This is a genomic window from Streptomyces collinus, from assembly GCF_031348265.1.
Taxonomy (GTDB): domain Bacteria; phylum Actinomycetota; class Actinomycetes; order Streptomycetales; family Streptomycetaceae; genus Streptomyces; species Streptomyces collinus.
On record NZ_CP133771.1, the window covers coordinates 2,854,705 to 2,880,642 of the forward strand.

20 protein-coding genes are annotated in these 25,938 nt (G+C 68.5%); 7 read left to right on the plus strand and 13 right to left on the minus strand.

What is annotated here, in order from left to right; translation table 11 throughout:
* The 6 genes from RFN52_RS12900 to RFN52_RS12925 all read right to left on the minus strand — a co-directional run bounded on the left by RFN52_RS12900 (position 1) and on the right by RFN52_RS12925 (position 9,496).
* Positions 1-510, minus strand: coding sequence for a GntR family transcriptional regulator (locus RFN52_RS12900; protein WP_311240947.1), 510 nt, complete (start codon positions 508-510; stop codon positions 1-3).
* 151 nt (positions 511-661) lie between these two features.
* Positions 662-2,584: an AAA family ATPase gene (locus RFN52_RS12905; protein ID WP_184846136.1), complete on the minus strand. Its 1,923-nt coding sequence runs from the start codon at positions 2,582-2,584 to the stop codon at positions 662-664.
* Positions 2,581-3,153, minus strand: coding sequence for a hypothetical protein (locus tag RFN52_RS12910; RefSeq protein ID WP_311240948.1), 573 nt, complete (start codon positions 3,151-3,153; stop codon positions 2,581-2,583). The genes RFN52_RS12905 and RFN52_RS12910 overlap by 4 nt, the downstream gene beginning before the upstream one ends.
* Entirely contained in the window at positions 3,150-3,911 is a 762-nt protein-coding gene (locus RFN52_RS12915) for a hypothetical protein (protein ID WP_184846138.1), read from the minus strand. The genes RFN52_RS12910 and RFN52_RS12915 overlap by 4 nt, the downstream gene beginning before the upstream one ends.
* A 1,228-nt stretch (positions 3,912-5,139) precedes the next feature.
* Positions 5,140-7,887 (minus strand): pyruvate, phosphate dikinase, encoded by a 2,748-nt coding sequence (gene ppdK / locus RFN52_RS12920; protein WP_373308468.1) that lies wholly within the window; start codon positions 7,885-7,887, stop codon positions 5,140-5,142.
* Between the two features lie 406 nt (positions 7,888-8,293).
* The gene (locus tag RFN52_RS12925; protein ID WP_184846139.1) at positions 8,294-9,496 is read right to left on the minus strand and encodes an ROK family transcriptional regulator; all 1,203 of its coding nucleotides are present in this window, start codon (positions 9,494-9,496) and stop codon (positions 8,294-8,296) included.
* Positions 9,497-9,617: 121 nt separating this feature from the next.
* On the opposite strand from RFN52_RS12925, the gene RFN52_RS12930 reads away from it, so the two are divergent.
* The 3 genes from RFN52_RS12930 (at position 9,618) to RFN52_RS12940 (ending at position 14,947) form a co-directional block, all read left to right on the plus strand.
* Positions 9,618-11,027, plus strand: coding sequence for an MGH1-like glycoside hydrolase domain-containing protein (locus RFN52_RS12930; RefSeq protein ID WP_184846141.1), 1,410 nt, complete (start codon positions 9,618-9,620; stop codon positions 11,025-11,027).
* Positions 11,027-12,964: an amylo-alpha-1,6-glucosidase gene (locus tag RFN52_RS12935; protein WP_184846143.1), complete on the plus strand. Its 1,938-nt coding sequence runs from the start codon at positions 11,027-11,029 to the stop codon at positions 12,962-12,964. The genes RFN52_RS12930 and RFN52_RS12935 overlap by 1 nt, the downstream gene beginning before the upstream one ends.
* A 153-nt stretch (positions 12,965-13,117) precedes the next feature.
* Positions 13,118-14,947 (plus strand): sulfatase-like hydrolase/transferase, encoded by a 1,830-nt coding sequence (locus RFN52_RS12940; RefSeq protein ID WP_184846145.1) that lies wholly within the window; start codon positions 13,118-13,120, stop codon positions 14,945-14,947.
* Here RFN52_RS12940 and dusB read toward each other — a convergent pair whose 3' ends face one another.
* On the minus strand, positions 14,948-16,081 hold the full coding sequence (dusB, locus tag RFN52_RS12945) for a tRNA dihydrouridine synthase DusB (protein WP_184846147.1): 1,134 nt from the start codon (positions 16,079-16,081) through the stop codon (positions 14,948-14,950).
* 78 nt (positions 16,082-16,159) lie between these two features.
* Here dusB and RFN52_RS12950 point away from each other — a divergent pair, with 78 nt between their 5' ends.
* Complete coding sequence (locus RFN52_RS12950) at positions 16,160-17,605, plus strand: MFS transporter (protein WP_184846148.1); 1,446 nt, start codon at positions 16,160-16,162, stop codon at positions 17,603-17,605.
* 125 nt (positions 17,606-17,730) lie between these two features.
* Here RFN52_RS12950 and RFN52_RS12955 read toward each other — a convergent pair whose 3' ends face one another.
* Positions 17,731-18,165 (minus strand): VOC family protein, encoded by a 435-nt coding sequence (locus tag RFN52_RS12955; protein WP_184846150.1) that lies wholly within the window; start codon positions 18,163-18,165, stop codon positions 17,731-17,733.
* Positions 18,166-18,370: 205 nt separating this feature from the next.
* On the opposite strand from RFN52_RS12955, the gene RFN52_RS12960 reads away from it, so the two are divergent.
* Positions 18,371-18,580 (plus strand): hypothetical protein, encoded by a 210-nt coding sequence (locus RFN52_RS12960; protein WP_184846152.1) that lies wholly within the window; start codon positions 18,371-18,373, stop codon positions 18,578-18,580.
* A gap of 15 nt (positions 18,581-18,595) precedes the next feature.
* Here RFN52_RS12960 and RFN52_RS12965 read toward each other — a convergent pair whose 3' ends face one another.
* The 4 genes from RFN52_RS12965 to RFN52_RS12980 all read right to left on the minus strand — a co-directional run bounded on the left by RFN52_RS12965 (position 18,596) and on the right by RFN52_RS12980 (position 21,956).
* The gene (locus RFN52_RS12965; RefSeq protein ID WP_184846154.1) at positions 18,596-19,462 is read right to left on the minus strand and encodes a GNAT family N-acetyltransferase; all 867 of its coding nucleotides are present in this window, start codon (positions 19,460-19,462) and stop codon (positions 18,596-18,598) included.
* Between the two features lie 93 nt (positions 19,463-19,555).
* On the minus strand, positions 19,556-20,149 hold the full coding sequence (locus tag RFN52_RS12970) for a TetR/AcrR family transcriptional regulator (RefSeq protein WP_184846155.1): 594 nt from the start codon (positions 20,147-20,149) through the stop codon (positions 19,556-19,558).
* A gap of 25 nt (positions 20,150-20,174) precedes the next feature.
* Entirely contained in the window at positions 20,175-21,179 is a 1,005-nt protein-coding gene (locus tag RFN52_RS12975; RefSeq protein WP_184846157.1) for an aldo/keto reductase, read from the minus strand.
* A 159-nt stretch (positions 21,180-21,338) separates the two neighbouring features.
* Entirely contained in the window at positions 21,339-21,956 is a 618-nt protein-coding gene (locus RFN52_RS12980) for a LysE family translocator (protein WP_184846159.1), read from the minus strand.
* 208 nt (positions 21,957-22,164) lie between these two features.
* Between RFN52_RS12980 and RFN52_RS12985 the strand changes: the two genes are divergently transcribed.
* Positions 22,165-23,268, plus strand: a complete 1,104-nt coding sequence (locus RFN52_RS12985; RefSeq protein ID WP_184846161.1) for an endonuclease/exonuclease/phosphatase family protein — start codon at positions 22,165-22,167, stop codon at positions 23,266-23,268.
* A 61-nt stretch (positions 23,269-23,329) separates the two neighbouring features.
* Here the strand turns inward: RFN52_RS12985 and RFN52_RS12990 are convergent, their stop codons facing one another.
* Positions 23,330-24,712: a glycine--tRNA ligase gene (locus RFN52_RS12990; RefSeq protein WP_107454857.1), complete on the minus strand. Its 1,383-nt coding sequence runs from the start codon at positions 24,710-24,712 to the stop codon at positions 23,330-23,332.
* Between the two features lie 242 nt (positions 24,713-24,954).
* On the opposite strand from RFN52_RS12990, the gene RFN52_RS12995 reads away from it, so the two are divergent.
* Positions 24,955-25,920, plus strand: a complete 966-nt coding sequence (locus RFN52_RS12995; RefSeq protein WP_184846163.1) for a metal ABC transporter solute-binding protein, Zn/Mn family — start codon at positions 24,955-24,957, stop codon at positions 25,918-25,920.
* The last annotated feature ends 18 nt before the right edge of the window (positions 25,921-25,938 follow it).

Genomic DNA, 25,938 nt, shown 5'->3' on the forward strand with positions numbered 1-25,938 from the left:
CTAGGAACGCTCCTCTCGGTCTGGCTGCGCCAGAACCGTCCTTGGTTTTCCTTGGCGGCTCGCCGAAAGCAGTCCGGCAGCTTCTAGCCTGTCCAGGGCCTTGCTCACCGTGGGCCGCGAGCTGCCGAACCGCGTGGCCAATGCGGAGGTGCTGGGAAACTGCGCTCCGACCTCAAGCCCGTCTGTAGTGATGACTTCGGCAATCCGGTCCACCAGAGGGCGGCAGTCCTCTCGCCGGTCCGACCTGATCACCCTCCAGCGACCACCGGGTACCGACTCTACGATCCCCTCCTTCTGAAGGACTCCGAACGTCCGAAGCGCGACACCCCGCGAGACTCCGTGGTCACGCATGAGTTCTGCGGCCGACGGCAGCTCGCTCATGTTCGGGTCCGACTCGATCTGAGCTCGCAGCACATCCGCGATCTTCAAGAAGGTTCCCCGAGGGCTCGCCTGCTGTGACACCCACTCTCCCTCTCTCCGCCTGAGCTTCATCAGGGTCAAGCTTCCCATGATGACCGCCTGCTGCCGATGCCCTGAGACTGATCACAATCCACGACCCTCGCCCGGTTCCCCGTATATGAGCCGGACGAGATTCGGCTTCCTCCTACGAGGCAACCAGCTCAGATCAGAAGAGTGTTGGTCGGCGCGTCGCGACCAAGGTTCAGTCCTCAGCTGAGGCGATTACCTCTACTTGCCCTTCACCTGGATGCCGAATCGTAGCGACGGTCGGGTTCTCGTAGTCGAACTCGACGCGTGCGAAGTCACCCTCGTAGTCGTCTGGAAGTTCGTTGTCAGAGACTAGGAACTGAACGGCACCGGGATCTTCTGCGACCCCCTTGAGGAGTCGCTTGTAAATTGCAGCACATGTCTCGGTTGCTGTATTCAGCGCCAAACGGGGCCCGTCGATGATCAGCATGGATGGGTAGCGAGTGTCCATTTCCCGCGCCACGGTGACTAGCGATACCCAGTAGGCGATCTGAGTCGCCGTCATAGAGCCCCCACCGCTCATCAGGGTCTTCGTGAAGACCTTCCCATTAATGATCGGTAGATAGTTCTCTCGGTCGAAACCGGCGGACTCAACCGTAGCAATGTTGAGATTGGTCACGGTCTCACGGAACTCTTCCTCGATTCGATTGCATACAGAGTTCCGATGGATAGCCAGAGCGGCCTTGCGTGTTGCGATACTTGCCTTCAACCTATCTTGCTCTGATCGAAGCTGTCTGACCTGCCCCGCAATGTCTTCGACGCGGTCCCACTGCTGGAGTGCTACCTCGAAGCTTTCCTGTCGTGTACGGGCAGTCGCCATCCGATCCGAGGCGTCGCTGAATGCTTGCAGTCTAGGAGTAACACGCTGCGAAGTCCTCGCTTCCAAGGTCTCGGTGAGATGCTTAATCAGCGACTCGCGGTCGGTAATGGCCCGTTGGGCTTTCTCGAACTGCTGCTCCGTCGCCTCCCTCTGTGCATCCATTTCGTCCAGTTGCAGCTCAAGCTGCTGCAGCTCGTAGCTATCAGCGGCACGCTCGGGTGAAACTGGGTCCGGCTGCAAGCACAGGCGGCACCTGTCTTCCTCGACAGTGCGATTACTCAAAGACTGCATGCAGCGAGGGCACACGGTGAACTCGATGTTGGCCAATCTGGCGCCGGCGTCCCGCATGCGGGCAAGGCGGGCATAGTCGGCCTTGACTCGCCGTCGCTCCAGGCCAATTTCATCGCGTTCTCGGGCAAGATCTTGAGCGGCAGCACGAGCTTCAGCTAATGACCTCTCTGCGTCCGTCAAGAGATCCCGGTAGGTTTGAGTCTGCCGGTCAATCACGGGATCGAGTTCCTCCCGGAGCAAGTTCAACTCTTCCCGGGCGGCCTCTTGCTCTGCTACAGCTTCTTGCAGATTTTGTTCGACTTCTTCTCGACTGCTCGTGTTACTGTCGCGCAGGAAATCCAGAATCGTATTCAGATGCGAGTCCGCGTTGTCGATTTCTCCATTCAGCACATTGACTCGTGACTGCATAGCCAGAATCTCAGGATCAGTCAGCTTGAAGAGCAGCTCAAATACCGCTTTCCTTTTCGGGTCGTAGTACCCCTCCCTGCTATCTGCGATGTCCCGGTTAATTGCATACTGCGGGATGTACACATACTTGAAAATGTCGCCGAAAGTTACTCGACTGCCAGCTTTGCTGCTCTTCCCCTTCTGCGCTGGTGCCTTGATGTCGTCAGGGAGGCCGAGCTTTTCCAGCAAAAATGTATTGAAACTCAACTCTCCATCGACCGGGAGATCAGGAAGGCGTTCGCCAGTACGTTTATCAACAATGCGAACATTCTTGCTTTTCAGCCTATCAAGGCTGCGTGTAACCAGATACTCATCGCCACCGATAGAGATATCAATCGCGACGTCGTGCACGGCCTCTGTAGCAACTGTGGCGAGGCGAGGCTCTCCTGCGGCAAACCCGTACCTGATCAATTCCAGGAGGGTCGTCTTTCCCACTCCTGTAGGGCCTTCGAGTACGGTGAGATCGGATCCAAATTCGTAACTGACAGTACCTTCCGTCGTGTGCAAGCTCACGGCGTGGAGGCGGAATTTGAGAGTCACTGGATTACCTGCCGATGCGGACGATCCATCAAAGTAGCGAGCTTTTCATAGATCAATTCTTTAATAGTGTTACCGGTCATGCCTGATGTAGCATCTGCGATCGCCTCGCTGCGCTCAGCTAGGGCCCTCCAATCGCCAACCTGCGCCATACCTTCAGCAAGGACTTTCCCCTCTCTTGTGGGCGATAGCGCAACGCTACCCTTGCGACCTTTTACATACTTCAGAAGTCCTCGCCCAACCAGTGCACCAATAATCGCATAGTAACGATCGTCCCAAGGGCCATACTTATAGCGCACCATGGGCGCTTCTACCTCTGTAGGTGCTTCGAGTTCCTCTCGTGAAAGATTTAAGCGAGGGTCGGACTCTGAAAGTCCTTCAAGCACCGTGGGAGCTAAGGCCGGATACCTGAGCAGGAAGTCAAGCTTGGCCAACTTTGTCAGACCATCTAGTTTTCGTGCATGCCCTGCTGCTTTAGATACCGCAGTCACTAGCAGCAGGACGCGAGCTTGATGGTAGGCCAAATCGTCACGAAGCAGTGCAGTATCTAGGTCATCGTATGTGATGCTCATGCTGCACTCCCTCGATTTTGCTCGCGGAGCCTATTAATCTCCACTGCTACGTCAAAGACTTCACTAAACCAAATTTTGCACTCATTGGTCAGCTCGCTGATCCCCCCCAACAGGAGGTCGGGATCCATTCCGGCTGGAAGCTGGTTCTCAGGAACATTGTCGAGCGCTTCTTGAAGGGCGATCCAGAAATCGGCTCCCCATTCAGCTTTGGAGCGCAGCGCCGGCGTGTCCGACCTGTCACTTACGCGCAACAGGAGTCGACGCAATTTTTCGCGCTCGGCAAGCGCGGTAGGGTCTCCGCTTAGGCGGCTGCGCCAGTACCGCTGAAAGTCCCTTCTGAGCTGCTCTCCCCGCTCAATACTGTTGTCTGAGCATCTTCCCTTCCGCATTTTGACGGCAGACCGACTCAGCCGTATGGGTGAGCTCAGCGACCCATAGGCCGACGGGTTAGCTACGGCAGTCATGATGGCAAGATCTATATCTTGCATTGTCACGATCCGTGATGCGAGTTCACGTTCCCTGTCAGTCGAGGTCGGGGGTTGCGAACCGCTCGCGAAAGCCAGCACGGGGGAAATGATTGCATTACTTCGCGGACCAGCCGCCTTCATGCGAGTAAAAAAGAGGCCGTACACGGCATTCCAGACGGCCTCGCAAGGCACGTCAAAGCCGAGAAGATCAACGACGGGCTTCGCGCATTTTGTAGGAGCCGCAAACCCGATATCTGCTCGTCTCGTAAGCTCGGATTCAATGGTCAGCATGGAGATAAATCGAGCTACCTGCTCCCGCTGATCCTCCAAGGAAACTTCGCCCTCGCTGCCCTCGACCCAGTCTGAAGGGAGGTGTTTTCCGCTATTTGCATGGATGGCGGAGCAAAATTTCTCGATTGCTGGTCGATGTTCGTCCGTGACGCCAACCTGGTGCCCTGAGAGACGGACTTCCCGTAAGGCTCGAACTGCTGCTTCGAACTCCTGTGCGTCGCCTCGTGCGAGTCCGCCAGACGTCGCAAGTCGGCAAGTTGGCTTCTCCTGCAATGCTCGCCACCTGAGAAAGAGGTGCGCGAGGCCCCCCTCGTGAGCCAGCTGGTTCACTGTTCGGTAGGCGTCAGCAGACGCGTCTCGATGCTTCGCAGAGACGAGCTCTGCGGCGTCGCCGTGGAGGGCTACCCAGTCCTCGTGGTACTCGCAGAGGACTCTTCGAGATTCGCCATCCTGTAGTCGTTTGTCAGCGCCGAGGGCCTGGCGGTATAGCTCCAACCCGTCTGCTGCGGCCATGGACGCTTGCCAGTCGTATCGATCAAGTGTGTTGGCTCCCCAGTCATCGGGTTGCGGCACCGTGACCACAAGCTCTGCGGCCGTCAGCTCCGGTTGTTCAGACAACGTGCCCCCGCCCTGTCTCGCACCTGATCGTCTGCAAATCCTTGCATGGTTGGATGCACATGCGCAGCAGTGCATCCAAAACGGCCCGGTGTTCCCGCGGTGCCGGCCACGGCCGGGCGCGCCTAGGTGTTCAGCACATGGGCAGGTGTGGACCGCACGTAGACCAGGTCATGGACCGTAGGAGCGGCCCGAGGCGCCTGTGCGGGTCACCCCCGTACAGACTGCGCTACGAGCAGGAGACTGCATATGCCCCCGCCTAAGCCCCGCTTGCAAGCCGCTCGTTGTTCCATTTCGTCCCGCCTGGTCCAGCAAGACCGAGAGTCAGCTCCGGGGTCGGGGGATCCTGAAGTGACGGCTTGTGACGAACCCTAGCCTCATGTGCAGGGCACAACGAGGGCACAACGGTCTCACGCATGTTCAGCGGCAATCAACGCCACCAAGCGCCATTCCCGCTGGTCAGCGACATAGCTTGACAGTCGCCGCAGATGATGCACGAGGGGGCGGCACCTCCGCACAAGGTGCCGCCCCGCTCTTCTCCGTGCACCGGAGCCGCCGCGATCGGTGAGGGTGGTCGGGGACCGTCGACGGCTCCGGGTTCTGTGGGCCCCGGCTAGCGGTGGTCGCTGCCCTGGGACTGGACCGCCGCCCGGCCCGCTTCCAGGCGGGCCACCGGGATGCGGAACGGGGAGCAGGAGACGTAGTCGAGTCCGACCTCGTGGAAGAAGTGGACCGACTCGGGGTCGCCGCCGTGCTCGCCGCAGACGCCGAGCTTGAGGTCGGGGCGGGTCTCGCGGCCGGCCTTGGCGGCCAGCTTCACGAGGGAGCCGACGCCGTCCTTGTCGATCGTCTCGAACGGGGAGACGCCGAAGATGCCCTTCTCCAGGTACGCCGTGAAGAACGAGGCCTCCACGTCGTCCCGGCTGAAGCCCCACACCGTCTGCGTCAGGTCGTTCGTGCCGAAGGAGAAGAACTGCGCGGCCTCGGCGATCTGACCGGCGGTCAGGGCGGCGCGCGGCAGCTCGATCATCGTGCCGATGGACAGCTTGAGCTGCGCACCGGAGGCCGCCTCGACCTCGGCGATGACCTTGTCGGCCTCCTCGCGGACGATCTCCAGCTCCTGGACCGTGCCGACGAGCGGGATCATGATCTCGGCGCGCGGGTCGCCCTTGGCGGCCTTGCGCTCGGCCGCGGCCTCGGCGATGGCCCGGACCTGCATGGTGAACAGGCCGGGGATGACCAGGCCGAGGCGCACACCGCGCAGGCCCAGCATCGGGTTCTGCTCGTGCAGCCGGTGCACGGCCTGGAGGAGGCGCAGTTCGTTCTCGTGCGGCTCCTGGCGGGACTCGGCGAGGGCCACGCGCACGGACAGCTCGGTGATGTCCGGGAGGAACTCGTGCAGCGGCGGGTCCAGGAGGCGGACGGTGACCGGGAGGCCGTCCATCGACTCGAAGAGCTGCACGAAGTCCTGCTTCTGGAGCGGGAGCAGTTCCTTGAGGGACTCCTCGCGCTCGGCCTGCGTGTCGGCCAGGATCAGCCGCTCCACCAGCTCGCGCCGGTCGCCGAGGAACATGTGCTCGGTGCGGCACAGGCCGATGCCCTGGGCGCCGAAGCGGCGGGCGCGCAGCGCGTCCTCGGCGTTGTCGGCGTTGGCGCGCACCCGCAGGCGGCGCTTGCGGTCGGCGAAGGCCATCATCCGGTGGACGGCCTCGACCAGTTCGTCGGCGTCGTCGGCGCCCGGGTGCATCCGGCCCTCGAAGTACTCCACGACCGGGGAGGGCACGACCGGTACCTCACCGAGGTAGACCTTGCCGGAGGAGCCGTCGATGGAGACGACGTCGCCCTCCTCGACGACGTGCCCGCCCGGCACGGTCATCCGGCGGCGCTTGGTGTCGACCTCAAGCTCCTCGGCGCCGCAGACACAGGTCTTGCCCATGCCGCGCGCGACGACGGCCGCGTGGGAGGTCTTGCCGCCGCGGGAGGTCAGGATGCCCTCGGCGGCGATCATGCCGTCCAGGTCGTCGGGGTTGGTCTCGCGGCGGATCAGGATGACTTTCTCGCCGGAACGGGACCACTTGACGGCCGTGTAGGAGTCGAAGACGGCCTTGCCGACGGCGGCGCCGGGCGAGGCGGCGATACCGCGGCCGACCTGCGAGACCTTCGCGTCCTCGTCGAAGCGCGGGAACATCAGCTGCGCGAGCTGGGCGCCGTTGACGCGGGTGAGCGCCTCGGCCTCGTCGATCAGGCCCTGGTCCACCAGCTGCGTCGCGATCCGGAAGGCCGCGCCCGCGGTGCGCTTGCCGACGCGGGTCTGGAGCATCCACAGCACACCGCGCTCGATGGTGAACTCGATGTCGCAGAGGTCCTTGTAGTGGTTCTCCAGCGTCTCCATGATCTGCATCAGCTGGTCGTACGACTTCTTGTCGATCCGCTCCAGGTCGGCGAGCGGCACGGTGTTGCGGATGCCCGCGACGACGTCCTCGCCCTGCGCGTTCTGCAGGTAGTCGCCGTAGACGCCCTGGTGGCCGGAGGCGGGGTCGCGGGTGAAGGCGACGCCGGTGCCGGAGTCGGGGCCGAGGTTGCCGAAGACCATGGAGCAGACGTTGACGGCCGTGCCGAGGTCGTGCGGGATGCGCTCCTGGCGGCGGTAGAGCTTGGCCCGGTCGGTGTTCCAGGAGTCGAAGACCGCGTGGATGGCGAGGTCCATCTGCTCGCGCGGGCTCTGCGGGAAGTCCCGGCCGGCCTCGGTCTTGACGATCTTCTTGAACTTGGTGACGAGCTTCTTGAGGTCCGCGGCCTCCAGCTCGGTGTCGACCGTGACCTTCTTGGCGGTCTTCGCCGCCTCCAGGGCGTCCTCGAAGAGCTCGCCGTCGACGCCCAGGACGGTCTTGCCGAACATCTGGATCAGGCGGCGGTAGGAGTCCCACGCGAAGCGGTCGTCGCCGGCCTGCTTGGCGAGGCCCTGCACGGACTTGTCGGAGAGCCCGATGTTGAGGACGGTGTCCATCATGCCGGGCATGGAGAACTTGGCGCCCGAGCGCACCGACACCAGCAGCGGGTCGTCGGCCTGGCCGAGCTTCTTGCCCATGCGGGCCTCCAGCGCGTCGAGGTGCGCACTCACCTCGTCACGCAGTGCCGCCGGCTCCTCGCCGCTGTCGAGGTAGACCTTGCAGGCCTCGGTGGTGATGGTGAACCCGGGCGGGACGGGAAGGCCCAGGTTGGTCATCTCGGCGAGGTTGGCGCCCTTGCCACCGAGGAGGTCCTTGAGGTCCTTGTTGCCTTCGGTGAAGTCGTAGACGAACTTCACGCCCTCAACGCTCGCGGCCTGCTCGGCTACCGGGAGATCTTTGTTTTCCGACACGGGTCTCGACTCCTCGAGGACGCGGTGGCTGCCCTGACGGGCAGGAACATACCCAGATCAAAGGCGTCTGGGTACGTCCACTTGTGCGTCATGCGCCTGTAACCACTCGTCCGCCAGCGGATCGAAAGTCAAGGCTGAGCAAGCGATCGCAGCCGCATGTTTTCACTTCTTGAACGCAAGTGCCTCCCTAGAGCCCATAGAGCGCTCATGTGAGCGGTGTTTCCGCACATTTGATTTCGCTCGATGAACGATCAAAGGGTGGCACTCAGTGCCACCCTTTGGAGAAGTGCAGTCGCTCAAGATCCGCTCATCTGAGCGCAACCCTTATCAGGGGTGGCGAGAATCACGCTGCCACAGCCGCCCGGATTTCACCATGCGGACGCGTCACGGGACCGGAACGCGGCCGTCACACCCCGAGCGCGCGCAGCCGCTCCTCGACCCTCTCGGGCGCGTAGAGGTGCTCCACGACCATCGCACCGGCTCCGACCAGCGCGGCCCGCTCACCCAGCCGTGCGGTCACCACGTCCAGGCGGGCGGTGGAGCGGGGCAGCGCCCGCTGGTACAGCAGCTCGCGCACGCCCGTCAGGAAGGGGGTTCCGGCCAGATCCCCGGCGATCATCAGGACGCCGGGGTTGAGCAGGGTCACGACGGTCGCGAGGACCTCGCCGACCCGGCGCCCGGCCTCGCGGGCGAGTCCGACCGCCTCGGGGTGCCCGGCCGCCAGCAGGTCCCGCACGTCCGAGCCGGAGGCCGCCGACACCCCCGCCTCCGCCAGCCGCCGCGCCACCGCGCCACCGCTCGCGACGGCGGCCAGACAGCCGTACGAGCCGCACCGGCACAGCGCCTCGGCGCCCTCCGGCACCCGGATGTGCCCGATGTCGCCCGCGCCGCCGTCGACGCCCCGGAAGACCGAGCCGTCCACCACGACCCCGGCGCCGATGCCGGTGGAGACCTTGACCAGCACGAAGGCGGAGCAGTCGGGGTGGCCGGCGCGCTGCTCGCCGTACGCCATGAGGTTGGCGTCGTTGTCCACCAGGACGGGCACCCCGGTGGCGCCCGCGTGCTCGGTGAGCGCCCGGGCCAGCCGGCCCCGTATGTCGTAGCCGTCCCAGCCGGGCATGATCGGCGGCTGGACGACGCGGCCGGTCTCGGAGTCGACCGGTCCGGGCACCGCGAGCCCGGCCCCGCAGACCGCCTCGGCCCCGCGCCCGGACTTGACCAGCAACTCGGCGAACCAGCGCCCCAGTTCACCGAGCACGGCGTCCGGCCCGTCCTCGACGATGAGGGTGCCGGAGTGCTCGGCGAGGATCTCGCCGCTCAGCGACAGCACGGCCGCCCGGGCGTGCCGGGTGTCGAGGTCGGCGGCGAGGACCACCGCGTGCTCGTCGTCGAACTCCAGGGTGATGGAGGGCCGCCCGCCCAGCGGGGAGTCCACCGGCCCCCCGGCGCCCTCGCGCAGCCAGCCCGCGCGGAAGAGCCGGTCCAGCCGCTGCCCGACGGTCGCCCGGGACAGTCCGGTCGCCTGCTGGAGCGCACCCCTTGTCACGGCGCGGCGACTGCGCACCAGTTCGAGCAGATCGCCGGCGCTCGCCTGAACACGTCCCGTCATGCGCACCCCCTTGCGTTTCTCAACCTTGCATTACATATTGGGTTTTGCGTGTTAAATAGACGTAACCCTACGGTAGCCCCTGCCGATCCTGGTCAGGCGTACGTCTTTGGGAGAGCCCCGAGTGGATCGCATCGCCCAGCTCACCACGCGTCCCGCGGGACGCGAGATCGCATACGATCCGGCCGCCGCGCCACCTTCCCTGCAGGTCAGGGCCGCACAGGTGTTGGAGGGCAACTGGACGGGCACGTCCACCGTGCCCTCGCGCGGCCTGTATCCGCACCAGTGGTCGTGGGACTCGGCGTTCATCGCGATCGGCCTGCGGCACCTCTCGCCGTTACGGGCCCAGACGGAGCTGGAGACGCTGCTGGCGGCCCAGTGGGCGGACGGGCGGATCCCGCACATCGTCTTCAACCCCTCCGTCCCCCTCGACGCCTACTTCCCGAGCCCCGACTTCTGGCGCTCGTCGACCGCCGGGCGTGCGGCGGGCGCCCCGCGCACCGTACAGACCTCCGGGATCGTGCAGCCACCGGTGCACGCGCTGGCCGCGTGGCTGGTGCACCTCGCCGACCCGGGCCTGTCCAGGGCGCGCGGCTTCCTCGCCCGGGCGTACCCCCGGCTGGCCGCCTGGCACGGCTACCTCCTGCACCGGCGTGACCTCGGCGGAGGCGGGCTGGTGTCCGTCGTGCACCCCTGGGAGCAGGGTATGGACAACAGCCCTTGCTGGGACCGCCCGTTGTCCCGGGTCGCTCCGGCCCCGGCCCGCTCCTTCCGCCGCGCCGACCTCGACCACGGCGCCCCCGAGGACCGGCCGACGGATCTGGACTACGGGCGGTACGTGCGCCTGGCGGCCGACTACCGGGACCGCGGATACGCCGACGGCCCGGGCGACTTCGCCGTGGAGGACCCGGCGTTCAACGCGCTGCTCGCCGCCTCCGAGTACGCCCTGGAGCGGATCGCCCACGAGTTGGGTGCACGCGGCCCGGCGCGGGAGGCCCGCGCGGAGCGCCTGACGACGGCCCTGGTGGAGCGGTTGTGGGACCCGGCGGCGGGGATGTTCCTGTGCCGGGACGTGCGCGCCGGGGAGCTGATCCCGGAGCGCGGTGTCTCCGGGCTCGTCCCCCTGCTGCTGCCGGGCCTGCCGGGCGACCTCGCGGCCACCCTGGTCCGCACGGTCTGCGGCCCGCACTTCGGCCTCGGCGGCACGACCCGCCTGGTCCCGAGCTACGACCTCCTCGGCGACGCCTTCGACCCGCACCGCTACTGGCGCGGCCCGGCCTGGTTCAACACCAACTGGCTGCTGGAGCGCGGGCTGCGGCTGCACGGCGAGCGCGGCCGGGCCGACGCCCTGCGCAAGGGCATGCTGCACACCGCCGGCGCCTCCGGCTTCGCGGAGTACGTCGACCCGTACACGGCACAGGCCTGCGGTGTCACCGGCTTCGGCTGGAGTGCCGCGCTCACGCTCGATCTTCTGCACGACCGGCCCGCACGGGGCAGGAACGGCCTCACGGCGATCATGGAAGGGGACCGGTGATGACGGACCGGCATCATCTGCTCGTGCACGGCCGGACGTTCGCCGCCGTCGGCGACCGCGGCGACATCAGCGGCTACCGGGGCGGCAGCGCCCCGGACGGCATGTTCGTACGGGACGCCCGGCATCTGAGCCGGTGGCAGCTTACCGTCGACGGGGCGGTGCCCGACACCCTGACGCCGGTGGCCGACGGGGACACAGCGCGCTGTGTGCTCGTCCCCCGCGGCGGCCGCGACGAACCGCCCGCGTACACGCTCTTCCGCGAACAGGCCGTCGGGGACTCCTCGTTCGTGGAGTCGCTGCGCGTCACCAGCAACCGCCCGGTGCCGACGACGGTCCACCTCGCGATCACCGCCGACGCCGACTTCACCGACCAGTTCGAATTGCGCTCCGACCACCGCACCTACACCAAGGCCGGTGCCGTCCGCTCCCGCCACGTGCTCCCGCACGGCGTGGAGTTCGCCTACCGGCGCGGCGAGTGGCACTCCGTCACGACCGTGACGGCCGCCCCCCAGCCGGACGCCGTGGAGGAGACCGGCACCGGCGCCCGCCGCCTGGCCTGGACCCTGGACCTCGCACCGCACGGCACCGCCGAGCTGACCCTGCGGGTCATGGCCCGCCCGCACGGCGACCGGCGCGCCCTGCGCGTGCCCAGTTCCCCGGCCGCCGTCCGGCAGCGACTGCGGGCCCGCGAGGGCGAGTTCACGCAGGGCGTGGCCTTTCCCACCGGCTGGCCCGAGCTGGCCGCCGCCTGCACCCGGGGTCTCGCCGACCTGGCCGCGCTCCAGGTGCCGGCGACCGGCCCGGACGGCGAGCAACTGCGCGTCCCGGCCGCCGGCGCACCCTGGTTCCTGACGCTGCTGGGCCGGGACGCCCTGCTGACCTCGCTGTTCGCCCTGCCCTACCGCCCGGCGCCGGCCGCCGCCACCCTGCTGGCGCTCGCCGCCACCCAGGCCACCGGGAGCAGCGCCGACGGGATCGCCCAGCCCGGCAAGATCGTGCACGAGGTGCGCCACGGCGAACTGGCCCACTTCGGCCAGGTCCCCTACGGCCGCTACTACGGCTCGGTCGACGCCACCCCGCTGTTCCTCGTGCTGCTCGGCGCGTACACCGAGCACACCGGCGACACCGGCCCGGCCCGCCGCCTCGAACGCCACGCCCGCGCCGCCGTCGGCTGGATGCTCGACCACGGCGGCCTGACCTCGCGCGGCTACCTCGTCTACCGCGCCGACCAGGGCGGCCTCGCCAACCAGAACTGGAAGGACTCCCCCGGCGCCATCTGCTCCGCCGAGGGCACCCGCCCGCACGGGCCGGTGACGGCGGCGGGCGCGCAGGGCTACGCCTACGACGCCCTGCGCCGCACGGCGGGCCTGGCCCGCACGGTGTGGCAGGACACGACCTACGCGCATCTGCTGGAGCAGGCGGCCGGCGACCTGCGCGACCGTTTCCGGCGCGACTTCTGGATGCCGGAGCACTCCTTCCCCGCCCTCGCGCTCGACGGCAGGGGCGAGCAGGTCGACGCGCTGGCCTCCGACGCCGGGCACCTGCTGTGGTCGGGGCTGCTGGACAAGGAGCACGGCGAACTCGTCGGCCGGCGGCTGCTCGAACCTGACTTCTTCTCCGGCTGGGGCGTGCGCACCCTCGCGGCCGGGCAGCCGGCGTACCACCCGCTCTCCTACCACCGCGGCTCGGTCTGGCCGCACGACAACGCGCTGATCGCACTGGGCCTGGCCCGCTACGGGCTGCACGACGAGGCCCGCACGATCGCCCACGGCCTGGTCGACGCGGCGGGCGCCACCGGCCACCGGCTCCCGGAGGTCCTCGCGGGTTACGGCCGCGACACCCACCCCGAGCCGGTGCCGTACCCGCACGCCTGCGTGCGTGAATCCCGGTCCGCGTCCGCCCCGTTGGCGCTGCTCACGGCGGTCGGTGTGGTCTGAGGGCTGGTTGGCCCGCCGTTTGCCGGGTGTTTGCCGAGCGCTGGCCCGGCGGGCTGAACACACCCGAGGAGTGCCCCGTACGGAACGGTGGCGGACCCGCACCCCCACGCGGGTCCGCCACCTCACCGGGCTTTGAACGGGAAGGACCTCCGGGTGCCTGTCTTCACACGCTTCAGCGGGTCGTCACAGCCGGGTGACGGCGTACCCGAGGCCGAGGACGAGCCGGCGGGCGGGGAGCGGGAGGAGGGCGAGAGAGGGGCGACGGCGGCGTCCGGTCCGGCCCCGGAGGCCTCACGAACCTCCCTCGGCCACCGCCTCACCCGCCTGCGCGCCTGGCGCACCCGGCACCCCCGCGCGGCCCGCGCGCTCCACCTGACCACCACCGCCCTCGCCGCCGCCCTGGTCCTCGGGTCCCTGCTCCTGCCGAACACCCTCCCCGCCCTCAAAGCGGTCAGCTTCGCGCGGATCCCGGCCGAGGCGGTCATCGGGGCCGTCGTCGTGCTGGCGCTGCCCCACCGGCCCCGGCTGGTGGCGGCGGTGCTGTACGGGCTCGGTCTCACCGCCCTGACCACGGTGAACCTGCTCGACATGGGGTTCAACGAATACCTGGGCCGGGGCTTCAACGCCGCGCTCGACTGGGATCTGCTGCCCGACGCGCAGGCCTACGTCGAGGACACGCTGGGCGGGGGCGTCGCGACCGCCGTCACCGTCGGCGCGGTCGTGCTCGTGCTGCTCGTGGCGGCCGTCATGGTCGCGGCGACGATCCGGCTCTCCACCGTGCTGGCCCGCCACCGGGTGCGGGCGACCAAGGGCACCCTGATCGCCGGCACCGTCTGGGTCACCTGCTCCGCGCTGGGCCTGACCCTGTTCGGCGGGCCGATCGCCTCCGAGCGCGGGGCCGGAGCCCTCCGGGTGCACGCGCAGCGGACGGTGGAGTCGCTGCGGGACGAGGCCGCGTTCGTGCAGCAGTCCAAGGCGGACACCTTCGGCAACACCCCACCCGGACAGCTGCTCCCGGACCTGCGCGGCAAGGACGTGATCTTCACGTTCATCGAGAGCTACGGCCGCAGCGCCGTCGAGGACCCGATCATGGCACCGGGCGTCGACCGGACCCTCGACACGAGCACCAAGGCCCTGGAGAAGGCCGGCTTCGCCGCGCGCAGCGGCTGGCTGACCTCGGCGACGTACGGCGGCAGCAGCTGGCTCGGCCACTCCACGACCATGTCCGGCCTGTGGATCGACAACCAGCGGCGCTACCGCACGGTCAGCGCCGGCGACCACCTCACCCTCACCAAGGCCTTCCAGAAGACCGGCGCCTGGGACACGGTCGGCGTCATGCCGGGCGTGCAGAAGGGCTGGCCGGAGGAGAAGTGGTACGGCCTCGACACGCTCTACGACTCCCGGGACCTGGGCTACCGGGGCCCGAAGTTCAGCTGGTCGACCATGCCCGACCAGTACGCGCTGGAGGCGTTCCAGCGTCAGGTGCACGGGAAGAAGCGCGACAAGCCGCTGATGTCGTTCGTCATCCTGACCTCCAGCCATCAGCCCTGGGCGCCCATCCCGAAGATGGTCGGCTGGGACGAACTCGGCGACGGCTCGGTCTTCGACGCGATCCAGAAGGCCGGCAAAAAGGCGTCGGACGTCCTCACCGACACCACCAAGTCCCGCGAGGAGTACGGCAAGTCCATCCAGTACTCGGTCACCAGCCTCACCCAGTGGCTGGAGCGCTACGGCACCGACGACACCGTCCTGGTCTTCCTCGGCGACCACCAGCCCATCGCCCGGGTCAGCGGGAACGGCGCCGGCCGGGACGTGCCGGTGTCGATCGTCGCCAAGGACCCGAAGGTCCTGGACAAGGTCGCCGGCTGGAACTGGACGGAAGGCCTCAAGCCCGACCGTGACGCGCCCGTGTGGAAGATGAGCTCCTTCCGCGACCGCTTCCTGAAGGCGTTCGGCTCCACACCGCACCCCTCCAAGGGCTGATCAGCCGCCCGAGGTGTCGAGCTCGGCGTCCTCGCCGACCCCGGCGCAGTCGTAGGGGTCCTTCAGCCAGCCGTCCGGCAGCACCACGCGGTTGTTGCCGGACGTGCGGCCCCGGGGCCCGTCGGCGCCGGTGGGCCAGGGCTGGTCGAGGTCCAGCTCGTCCAGACCGGAGCGCAGTTCCTCCAGGGACGAGGTGATCGCGAGGCGTTTGCGCATCTCGGAGCCGACCGCGAAGCCCTTCAGGTACCAGGCGACGTGCTTGCGGAAGTCGATCACGCCACGGGCCTCGTCGCCGATCCACTCCCCGAGCAGGGCGGCGTGCCGGACCATGACGTCGGCGACCTCGCGCAGGGCGGGGCGGGCGATGTCCTCGGTGCGGCCCTCGAAGGCGGCGACCAGGTCGGAGAAGAGCCAGGGCCGCCCCAGGCAGCCGCGGCCCACGACCACCCCGTCGCAGCCGGTCTCGCGCACCATGCGCAGGGCGTCCTCGGCCGACCAGATGTCACCGTTGCCGAGCACCGGGATCTCCGGCACGTGCTCCTTCAGCCGGGCGATGGCGTCCCAGTCGGCGGTGCCGCCGTAGTGCTGGGCGGCGGTGCGGCCGTGCAGGGCGATGGCGGTGACGCCCTCCTCGACGGCGATCCGGCCGGCGTCGAGGAAGGTGATGTGGTCGTCGTCGATGCCCTTGCGCATCTTCATCGTCACCGGCAGGTCGCCGGCGCCGCTGACGGCCTCGCGCAGGATGGCCCGCAGCAGGTTCCGCTTGTACGGCAGCGCGGAGCCGCCGCCCTTGCGGGTGACCTTGGGCACGGGGCAGCCGAAGTTCAGGTCGATGTGGTCGGCGAGGTCCTCCTCCGCGATCATGCGGACGGCCTTGCCGACGGTCGCCGGGTCCACACCGTAGAGCTGGATCGACCGGGGGCGCTCCGACTCGTCGAAGTGGATGAGCTGCATGGTCTTCTCATTGCGCTCGACCAGCGCCCTGGTGGTGATCATCTCGCTGACGAACAGGCCCTTGCCGCCGCTGAACTCCCGGCACAGGGTGCGGAAGGGCGCGTTGGTGATCCCGGCCATGGGGGCCAGGACGACGGGCGGCTGGACGGTGTGCGGGCCGATCTCCAGGGGCGTGGACATGCCTCCATTGTGCCGTGCAATGAGATGGCAAAATTCATTAGTTAGCAACACTATCGAAGTCGGCGTACGATGGTCCGCATGCCCGAGCTCAGTCACCGCCGCCGCATGCTGGTGCTCGCGATCTGCTGCATGAGCCTGCTGATCGTGAGCCTCGACAACACGGTCCTGAACGTGGCCCTGCCGTCCATGCAGCAGGACCTGCACGCGAGCACCTCGGGCCTGCAGTGGACCATCGACGCGTACACGCTCGTCCTCGCCTCGCTGCTGATGCTCGCGGGCTCCACGGCCGACCGGATCGGCCGCAAGCGGGTCTTCATGGCGGGCCTGGTCGTCTTCACCGTCGGCTCGGTGCTGTGCTCCCTCGCACCGAACCTGGAGGCGCTGATCGCGTTCCGCATGGTGCAGGCGGTGGGCGGCTCGATGCTGAACCCGGTCGCCATGTCGATCATCACCAACACGTTCACCGACCCGCGCGAGCGGGCCCGGGCGATCGGCGCCTGGGGCGCGGTCGTCGGCATCTCCATGGCCGCCGGCCCGCTGGTCGGGGGTCTGCTGGTCGACTCCGTCGGCTGGCGCTCCATCTTCTGGATCAACCTGCCGGTGGGTCTGGCGGCCCTGCTGCTCACCCTGCGCTTCGTCCCCGAGTCCCGCGCTCCGCGCGCCCGCCGCCCCGACCCGGTCGGGCAGGTGCTGGTGATCATGCTGTTCGGCTCCCTGACGTACGCGATCATCGAGGCGCCGAGCACTCCGTTCCGGTCCGTCGCACCGCTGGCCGTCGTCGCCCTGGCCGCCCTGGCGGGACTGCTCGTCTACGAGCCGCGCCGCAAGGAACCGCTGATCGACCTGCGCTTCTTCCGTTCGGCGCCGTTCAGCGGGGCGACGGTCATCGCGATCAGCGCGTTCGCCTCGCTCGGCGGCTTCCTGTTCCTGTCGACGCTGTACCTGCAGAACGTACGGGGCCTGAGCGCCCTGGAGGCGGGGCTGTGGATGCTGCCCATGGCGGTCCCGACGTTCCTGTGTGCGCCGCTGTCGGGACGCCTGGTGGGCACGCGTGGCCCCCGCCTGCCGCTGCTGATCGCGGGCTTCGCGATGACGACGAGCGGGGTCCTGTTCGCCGCGTTCGAGGCAGAGACCTCGAACGTCACGCTCTTCGCCGGCTACGTCCTCTTCGGCATCGGCTTCGGATTCGTCAACGCGCCCATCACCAACACGGCGGTGTCCGGCATGCCGCGCGCCCAGGCGGGTGTGGCCGCCGCGGTCGCCTCCACGAGCCGGCAGCTGGGCCAGACGCTGGGGGTCGCGGTGGTGGGCGCGGTGCTCGCCTCGGGCGTCGGCTCGTCCTCCTACCGCGAGGCGTTCGTGTCCGCGGCGCGGCCGGGCTGGTGGGTCCTCGTGGTGTGCGGCTTCGCGGTGCTGGCGCTGGGGGCGGTGACGAGCGGGCGGTGGGCCCGGGGCACCGCCGAACGGACCGCAGAGCGGCTGGAGCCGGCGGAGGTGCGGCAGACCGTCGGGACGAGCGGCTGAGTCCGGAACGGCTCCCGGGCCCGGCGGTCGCCGGTGCCGGTGCCTGACAGCAGCGGGCCGACCAAGCCAGGCCCGGTGCCGGTACGGTGCGGGCCGAGTCTGCGACTCGGGTCCCCTCAGTCGAGTCAGTCGAGACAGAACTCGTTGCCCTCGATGTCCTGCATCACGATGCACGACTCGTCGTACTCATCGGCGAGCAGCACGCGCTCGCGGGTGGCGCCGAGCGCGACCAGGCGTACGCACTCGGCTTCGAGCGCGGCCAGGCGTTCCTCGCCCACGAGTCCGGTGCCGACCCGCACGTCGAGGTGCACCCGGTTCTTGACGACCTTGCCTTCGGGGACGCGCTGGAAATACAGCCGCGGGCCCACACCCGTGGGATCACCGCAGACGAATCCCGCGCCCCGGCGTTCAGGCGGCAGGGTGCGCTCATAGTCTCCCCACGTCGCGAACCCCTCCGGCGGCGGCGGTACGACGTACCCCAGAACCTCGCACCAGAAGCGGGCCACCCGCTCGGGCTCCGCGCAGTCGAACGTGACCTGGACCTGCCTGATCGATGACATCGGCGCACCCTAGCAGGGCCCTTGCGCCCATCTCCCGGTATATATCGGCAGGTTGCCGTGCAGGTCGCCGTACGGCCGCGCGCTCGTCGGCCCCGTCCGCGACTGAGAACTCGTCCCCGGGGAATCCCTGTTGATGTTGGTCTTGCTGCACACTCCTTGCTGCGAGCAGACCGGAACGCCGGATCACTCGACGCGGGAGGGCGCCATGACACGGATCGACACGAGCAAGGTCAGCCGCTGGGACCAGCACGGCCGGGAGCATGTGGTGCGCGTGCTCCGCACGGGTGTGCAGCGCACGATCAGATGCGACACCTGCGGCTGGCGCAGAAATGCCCAGTTCCTGCCCTGGCTGAAGGCGGAGGAACACCTGGTGGAGGCTCACCAGGCGACGGTGGACCCGACGTCCGCGGCGTGACGGGCCCGGCAGGCACTAGTAGAGGATCGAGGGCAGGTAGGCGCCGTCGGGCTGGTTATACAGGCCGATGGTCATCAGACTCATCAGCTGGACGAGCTTGAGGTCGTGGGACAGGCACCACCTGAGCAGTGCGCTGTCGCTGGTGGGTACGAGGATCCCGGGGCCGCGGAACTGCGGGGCGGCCGCGATCAGTGCCTGGAGGTCCGGGGTGCTCTCGCCGACGGCGTGCGCGAAGAAGGCGAGGTCGGTGGCGTAGCCGGTGACGCGTCCGGCGCGCTCCACGACCCGGGCGGTGCCCTGTTTGAGCGCATCGGCGACCTCGCCGCCGCGGTCGACGCCGTGGACCTGCCGACACACGTCGTTGCAGGCGCCGAGGTCCGCGTCCGTGGCCTCCCGCACCGCGTACCCGGGCATCGCTTCCCGCAGCGGCGGTCCCTGGACACAGGCCAGCGTGGCCCGGTGGACGAAGCCCAGGCTCACGTACAGCGAGAACGACCTGTTGTGATAGCCGGTCTGCAGGAGCCGGATGCCGGGTGCCCCGCGCTCGGTGGCCCTGTCCATGACGTCCCGCATGAGCCGGCGGCCCACGCCCGCGTTCTGCATGGTGGGGTCGACGGTGATGGGTCCGACCCCGACGACGGCCGAGCGTTCGTCGAGGAAATTGCTGCCCACGATCCGCCCGTCGAGTTCGGCGACGACACTGTAGAACTCGGGGTGAGTGAGGGCGCCCTCGATCATCGCGACACCCACTTCGGGGCTCGGGAAGTCGGGTGGGAAGGCGTGCTCCTCGGCGATGCCGGCGAAGGCCTCATAGCAGATCCGGCCGCACTCCGCGGCGTCATCGGCGGTACCCGGGCGCAGTGTGAGATCCACGATCGCCATCCCCTTCTTCGCGCGTCCCGCGCGGCGACCCGCCCCTCACTTCCATCCTGTGCCCGTCCCGGCCGGGACGCACCCGGTGCCGACGGGGCACCCCTAAAGTGTCCGCCTCAGCCCCTGCACCAGCAGGTCGACGACCGCCGCGAAGTCGGCCTCGGTCCCCGGCTCCTCCCACTCCCTCGCATAACACGGGTCGTGGAAGCGGCCCGTGGCCTGGAAGACCGCCCTGGCCGATGCCTCGGCGTCGGTGGCGGAGAAGTCGCCCGTGTCGACGCCGGCCTGGATGATGCGGGTCAGCTGGGACTCCAGGTCGGTGATGTGCTCACCCACCGCCGAGCCGTTCTCGTCGGTGAGGACCGTGTACGTGGCGAACAGCTCAGGGTCCTCACCCGCCTTGCGGCGCTTCGCGGCGAACAGCGCGGCGAGCCAGTCCCGCAGCCGGGCCTCCGGGACGCGGTCCGCCTCGGCGATGCCGGACAGCTGCCCGGACGTGCGGTCCAGCCAGCGCTTGGTGACCGCCTCGCGCAGCGCAGCCTTCGTCCGGAAGTGGCGGTAGACACTGCCGTGGCTGACGCCGAGTGCCCGGGCGACGTCCACCACGGTGGCCTTGGCCGGTCCGTGGCGGCGCAGCACCTCCTCGGTGGCCTCGAGGATGCGCTCGGCGGTCAGAGTCTCGCTGGTCGGTGCCATGCCCTGACCGTACCCAAAGCGCTGTTCAGCTTTCGAGGTGCGCCATCTGGGCTGCCGGGTAGCGGTCGCCGGCGGCGGCACCGGCCGGTACGGCCTCCTCTATCGCGGCCAGGTCGGCCGGCTCCAGCGTCACACCCAGAGCGCCCAGCGCCTCCGTGAGCCGGTCGCGCCTGCGGGCGCCGACGAGGGGCACGATGTCCTCGCCTCGGGAGAGCACCCAGGCGATGGCGATCTGCGCGACGCTGACGCCCTTCTGCTCGGCGATCTTCCGCAGCGCCTCGACGAGGTCCAGGTTGTGCCGGAGGTTGTCGCCCTGGAAGCGCGGCGACATGGCCCGGAAGTCGCCCGGGCCGAGCTGCCGGTCGGCGCTGAAGTGGCCGGAGATCAGGCCCCGGGAGAGCACGCCGTACGCCGTGACGGCGATGCCCAGCTCGCGGGTGGTGGGAAGGATCTCGTCCTCGATGCCGCGGGAGATGAGGGAGTACTCGATCTGGAGGTCGGAGATGGGTGCCGTGGCGGCCGCCCGGCGGATCGTCTGCGCGCCGACCTCGCTGAGGCCGATGTGCCGTACGTAGCCCTTCTCGACGAGTTCCGCTATCGCGCCGACCGTGTCCTCGATGGGCACATCGGGGTCGAGGCGGGCGATGCGGTAGACGTCGAGGTGGTCGACACCGAGCCGCTGGAGGGAGTACGCGGCGAAGCTCTTCACGGCTGCGGGCCGGCCGTCGTAGCCGAGCCAGCTGCCGTCCGGGCCGCGCAGGGCACCGAACTTCACGCTGGTCAGAGCCTGTTCGCGCCGGGCGGCGGGGGCGGTGCGCAGGGCCTCGCCGATCAGCATCTCGTTGTGACCCATGGCGTAGAAGTCGCCGGTGTCGAGCAGGGTGACGCCCGCTTCGAGCGCCGCGTGGATGGTCGCGATGGACTCGGCCCGGTCCGCCTCGCCGTACAGCGCGGACATGCCCATGCAGCCGAGGCCGAGGGCGGAGACCTGGGGGCCGGTGGTTCCGAGGGTGCGGGTTCGCATCGTCATGCCCTCCACGATGCCATGACAGCTGACAGATTTCAATATCTGTCATTCGATATCTGTCAGCCGACGCGATCCTCGCCCGTCGGTGCTTGTCCGTCGGCGCTTGTCAGTCGGTGCTTGCCGGCCCCCTGGGCACGTCTCCGCCCCGTTCGCCGTCCGCCGCTACCGCGCCGTGAGCGCCAGCTTCGCCCCCAGCGCCACGAACGACCCCGCGAAGCCCCGCCGCAGCCAGGCCGTCACCCGTGGCCTGCCCACGACATGCCGGCGCACCGACGCGGCCAGCACCCCGTATGCGGCGAACACCACGAAGGTCGTCAGCATGAAGACCCCGCCGAGCCCCGCCATCCGCAGCAGCGCGTGCGGGTCCCCGGGGGCGACGAACTGCGGCAGGAACGCGAAGAAGAAGATCGTCAGCTTCGGGTTGAGGATGTTGATCAGCACCCCGCGCACGATGACCCGTCGCGCCGACAGGTCCGGGGCCGCCTCACGCTCCTCCACCACGAGCGCCTCCTTGTCCCGCACCGTCGCCCACGCCATGTACAGCAGGTAGGCGACCCCGGCGTACTTCAGCACCTGGAACGCGGTCGCGCTCGCGTGCAGCAGCGCTGCGACGCCGGTGACCGTGGCCAGCAGGTGCGGCACGATCCCGAGCGTGCAGCCGACGGCCGCGACGACACTCGCGCGCCGCCCCCGGGAGAGCGCGGCGGCGAGGGTGTAGACGACGCCGGTGCCCGGCGTGGCGACGACGACGAGGGTGGTCAGCAGGAAGGCGATGCTCATGCCGTCACCCTGGCGCGGTCCCCGCCCCGGCGACAGGACCAATCGGCTTCGGCGCTACGGGACCAATCCCCGGCCCCAGGGACCTCAACGTCCCCACCGTTCGACATGCTTCACACCCGATCCGACAATGGAAGTGCCGGTGAGCGGTCTCCCCGGCGGCGCCCGTCCACCGGTCGCGCGGAACTCCTGCGCCGCCCGAGGGAGCGCCATGACGATCCGTATCGCCACCTTCAACGCGGAGAACCTCTTCCGCCGCCCCAAAGTCTTCCGCCTCCCGGGCGACGTGCAGCGCCGCGAGGTCCTCGACGACTACGCCGAGCTGGTCTCCCTCCTGGAGCGGGAGACCTACGACGACGACACCAAGACCCGCGTCGCCGCACTCCTCAAGAAGCACCGGGTGCACGACTCGCGCAAGGACAGGCCGTTCCTCGTCAACGAGACGCGCGGCCAGGGCACGTTGTTCAGGACGAAGGGCGGTGGCGACGACGTCACCTACGAGATCGTGGCCAAGGGCCGTTCGGGGTGGACGGGCTGGGTGGAGCTGGTCCGTGACGACCTCGGCTGGAAGGCGGTGCACAACACCGGACGGGTGATCGCCGAGGTCGACGCCGACATCCTGCTCACGGTGGAGGTGGAGGACCGCACGACCCTGCGCCGCTTCAACGAGCAGGTGCTGGGCGCCGACCTGAAGAAGACGCCGTATCCCTACGACCTGGTGATCGACGGCAACGACCTGCGCGGCATCGACGTGGGGATCCTCAGCCGCCACCCGATCACGTCCGTACGGACGCATCTGTTCGACCCGGACCCGGACCGCCCGGGCGCGTACCTCTTCAGCCGGGACTGCCCGGAGTACGAGATCCAGATCGGCGGCACGCCGCTGTGGCTGCTGGGCAACCACCTCAAGAGCCAGAGCGGCGACGACCCCGAGCTGCGCATCGCCCAGGCCCGGCGGGTGGCGTCGATCTACCAGGCCGCACTGGAGCGTTCGCCGTACGTGGTGGTCGCCGGCGACCTCAACGACGAGCCGTCCAGCGAGGCGATCCGGGCCCTGACGGCCACGGGCCTGCGGGACGTGATGAGCCACCCGTCCTACCGGGGCGCCCCGGGCACCCACGGCACGGGCAACGACGAGAGCCAGAAGCTCGACTACGTGATGCTGCCGCCGCCGCTGTGGGAGCAGGTGCAGCACGTGGAGGTCGAACGGCGCGGCGTCTGGGCGCCGTCCACCGTCAAGTCCTTCGACACCGTCACCTCGAAGTGGAACCGCGCCTCGGACCACGCGGCGGTCTACGTCGATCTGGACCTGTGAGACGCGGCGGTGCCGGGCCCCTCCGAGGAGGAACCCGGCACCACGGCACGGCGAGAGGCGATCAGCAGCCGATCAGGCGGGCCGCCAGGTAGCCCTCGATCTGGTCGAGGGAGACGCGCTCCTGCTTCATCGAGTCGCGCTCGCGGACGGTGACCGCGTTGTCCTCCAGGGTGTCGAAGTCGACGGTCACGCAGAACGGCGTGCCGATCTCGTCCTGGCGGCGGTAGCGGCGGCCGATGGCGCCGGCGTCGTCGAACTCGATGTTCCAGTTCTGGCGGAGCGCCTGGGCGAGGCCCTTGGCCTTCGGGGACAGCTCCGGGTTCCGGGACAGCGGCAGGACCGCGACCTTCACCGGGGCGAGGCGCTGGTCGAGGCGCAGCACCGTGCGCTTCTCCATCTTGCCCTTGGCGTTGGGCGCCTCGTCCTCGACGTAGGCGTCCAGCAGGAACGCCAGCATCGCGCGGCCGACACCGGCCGCGGGCTCGATGACGTACGGCGTCCAGCGCTCGCCGGCCTCCTGGTCGAAGTAGGTGAGGTCCTGGCCGGAGGCCTTGGAGTGGGCGCCGAGGTCGTAGTCGGTGCGGTTGGCCACGCCCTCCAGCTCACCCCACTCGCTGCCGCCGAACTGGAAGCGGTACTCGATGTCGGCGGTGCGCTTGGAGTAGTGGGAGAGCTTCTCCTTCGGGTGCTCGTACCACCGCATGTTCTCCTCGCGCAGGCCGAGACCGGTGTACCAGTTCCAGCGCTGCTCCATCCAGTACTCCTGCCACGTCTCGTCCTCGCCCGGCTTGACGAAGAACTCCATCTCCATCTGCTCGAACTCGCGCGTGCGGAAGATGAAGTTGCCGGGCGTGATCTCGTTGCGGAAGGACTTGCCCATCTGGGCGATGCCGAACGGCGGCTTGCGGCGCGAGGTGGTCTGCACCTGGGAGAAGTTGGTGAAGATGCCCTGGGCGGTCTCGGGGCGCAGGTAGGCGACGGAGCCGGAGTCCTGCGTGGGGCCGAGGTGGGTGGACAGCAGGCCCGAGAACTGCTTGGGCTCGGTGAACTGGCCCTTGTTGCCGCAGTTGGGGCAGTTGACGTCGAGGAGGCCGTTCTCCGGGGCGCGGCCCTTCTTCTCCTCGTAGGCCTCCTCCAGGTGGTCCGCGCGGAACCGCTTGTGGCAGGAGGTGCACTCGGTCAGCGGGTCCGTGAAGGTGGCGACGTGACCGGAGGCGACCCAGACCTCGGGGGCCAGGATCACGGACGAGTCGATGCCCACGACGTCCTCGCGCGACGTCACCATGTAGCGCCACCACTGGCGCTTGAGGTTCTCCTTGAGCTCGACACCCAGGGGGCCGTAGTCCCAAGCGGCGCGCTGACCGCCGTAGATCTCACTACACGGGAATACGAAGCCACGGCGCTTGCTCAGGCTGACGATGGTGTCGATCTTGTCGGCGGCCACGGTGCTCTCTTCATTACGACGACGAATACTGATGGGTGCGGCGCGGAAGCGCCTCGATGAGGGGTGGTGGTCGGGAGACGGGCGGGCGGAGCGAGTTGCTTCCAGCGAATGCTTCAGGTTACCGGCGGGGGCGCCCCCTCAATCAAATCGCTCCCCCTTCGACTGCCGCCAGGCGCCCTCCGGATCTCGCTGCTCGGACCGTTTATTGACAACGGTTTCCATATTTGCTGAAAATGAGTGTCATGAACGTACGACGACGCCTCATACCCGCCGCCCTGGCCTCCGCTCTCGGCCTCGGCGCCCTGACCGCCTGCTCCAGCGACAGCGCGGCCTCGGGCAACACGGACAAGTTCGACGTCGTCGCGTCGTTCTACCCGATGGCGTTCCTCGCCGAGCAGATCGGCGGCGGCCACGCGAACGTCACCAGCCTGACCGAGCCCGGCCAGGAGCCGCACGACCTGGAGATCAGCACCCAGCAGCGCGCGCAGCTGGAGGAGGCCGACGCGGCGCTCTACCTCAAGGGCCTCCAGCCCGCCGTCGACGAGGCCGTCGGCCAGACGGGCATCAAGACCAAGATCGACGCGGCCTCGCTGACCCACCTGGAGGACCACGGCACCGGCGGCCACGCCCACGAGGGTGAGGAGGGCCACGCCGAGGAGGAAGGCCACGCCGAGGAGGAGGAGCACGCCCGCGACCCGCACGTCTGGCTCGACCCGGTGAAGTACGCCGAGATCGCCCAGGGCGTCGGCAAGGCCTTCGAGAAGGCCGACCCCGACCACGCGGCCGACTACAAGAAGAACACCGAGGCCCTGGTCAAGAAGCTGAACGGGCTGAACGGCGACTTCGAGAACGGCCTGAAGAACACCAAGTCCAAGGTCTTCTTCACCAACCACGCCGCCTTCGGGTACCTCGCCGAGCGCTACGGTCTCACCCAGGAGGCCATCTCCGGCATCGACCCCGAGAGCGAGCCCAGCGGCGCCCGCGTCCGGGAACTCCAGCAGGAGGCGAAGGCGGACGGCGTCACCACCGTCTTCTACGAGACACTGGTCTCCGACAAGACCGCGAAGACCCTCGCCCGCGACGCGAACCTGAAGACGGACGTCCTCGATCCCCTGGAGGGCATCACGGACAAGTCCCGCGGCGACGACTACTTCCAGGTCATGGAATCCAACCTCAAGGCCCTTCAGGCGGCCCTGGGAGCCAAGTGATCGACCCATCGGAGGACG

Coding starts and splice junctions, on each gene's coding strand:
- RFN52_RS12900 (WP_311240947.1), bottom strand. CDS start 510: ATGGGAAGCTTGACCCTGATGAAGCTCAGGCGGAGAGAGGGAGAGTGG.
- RFN52_RS12910 (WP_311240948.1), bottom strand. CDS start 3,153: ATGAGCATCACATACGATGACCTAGATACTGCACTGCTTCGTGACGAT.
- RFN52_RS12915 (WP_184846138.1), bottom strand. CDS start 3,911: ATGCTGACCATTGAATCCGAGCTTACGAGACGAGCAGATATCGGGTTT.
- RFN52_RS12925 (WP_184846139.1), bottom strand. CDS start 9,496: ATGACGGGACGTGTTCAGGCGAGCGCCGGCGATCTGCTCGAACTGGTG.
- RFN52_RS12935 (WP_184846143.1), top strand. CDS start 11,027: ATGACGGACCGGCATCATCTGCTCGTGCACGGCCGGACGTTCGCCGCC.
- dusB (WP_184846147.1), bottom strand. CDS start 16,081: ATGTCCACGCCCCTGGAGATCGGCCCGCACACCGTCCAGCCGCCCGTC.
- RFN52_RS12950 (WP_184846148.1), top strand. CDS start 16,160: ATGCCCGAGCTCAGTCACCGCCGCCGCATGCTGGTGCTCGCGATCTGC.
- RFN52_RS12955 (WP_184846150.1), bottom strand. CDS start 18,165: ATGTCATCGATCAGGCAGGTCCAGGTCACGTTCGACTGCGCGGAGCCC.
- RFN52_RS12960 (WP_184846152.1), top strand. CDS start 18,371: ATGACACGGATCGACACGAGCAAGGTCAGCCGCTGGGACCAGCACGGC.
- RFN52_RS12965 (WP_184846154.1), bottom strand. CDS start 19,462: ATGGCGATCGTGGATCTCACACTGCGCCCGGGTACCGCCGATGACGCC.
- RFN52_RS12970 (WP_184846155.1), bottom strand. CDS start 20,149: ATGGCACCGACCAGCGAGACTCTGACCGCCGAGCGCATCCTCGAGGCC.
- RFN52_RS12975 (WP_184846157.1), bottom strand. CDS start 21,179: ATGACGATGCGAACCCGCACCCTCGGAACCACCGGCCCCCAGGTCTCC.
- RFN52_RS12980 (WP_184846159.1), bottom strand. CDS start 21,956: ATGAGCATCGCCTTCCTGCTGACCACCCTCGTCGTCGTCGCCACGCCG.
- RFN52_RS12985 (WP_184846161.1), top strand. CDS start 22,165: ATGACGATCCGTATCGCCACCTTCAACGCGGAGAACCTCTTCCGCCGC.
- RFN52_RS12995 (WP_184846163.1), top strand. CDS start 24,955: ATGAACGTACGACGACGCCTCATACCCGCCGCCCTGGCCTCCGCTCTC.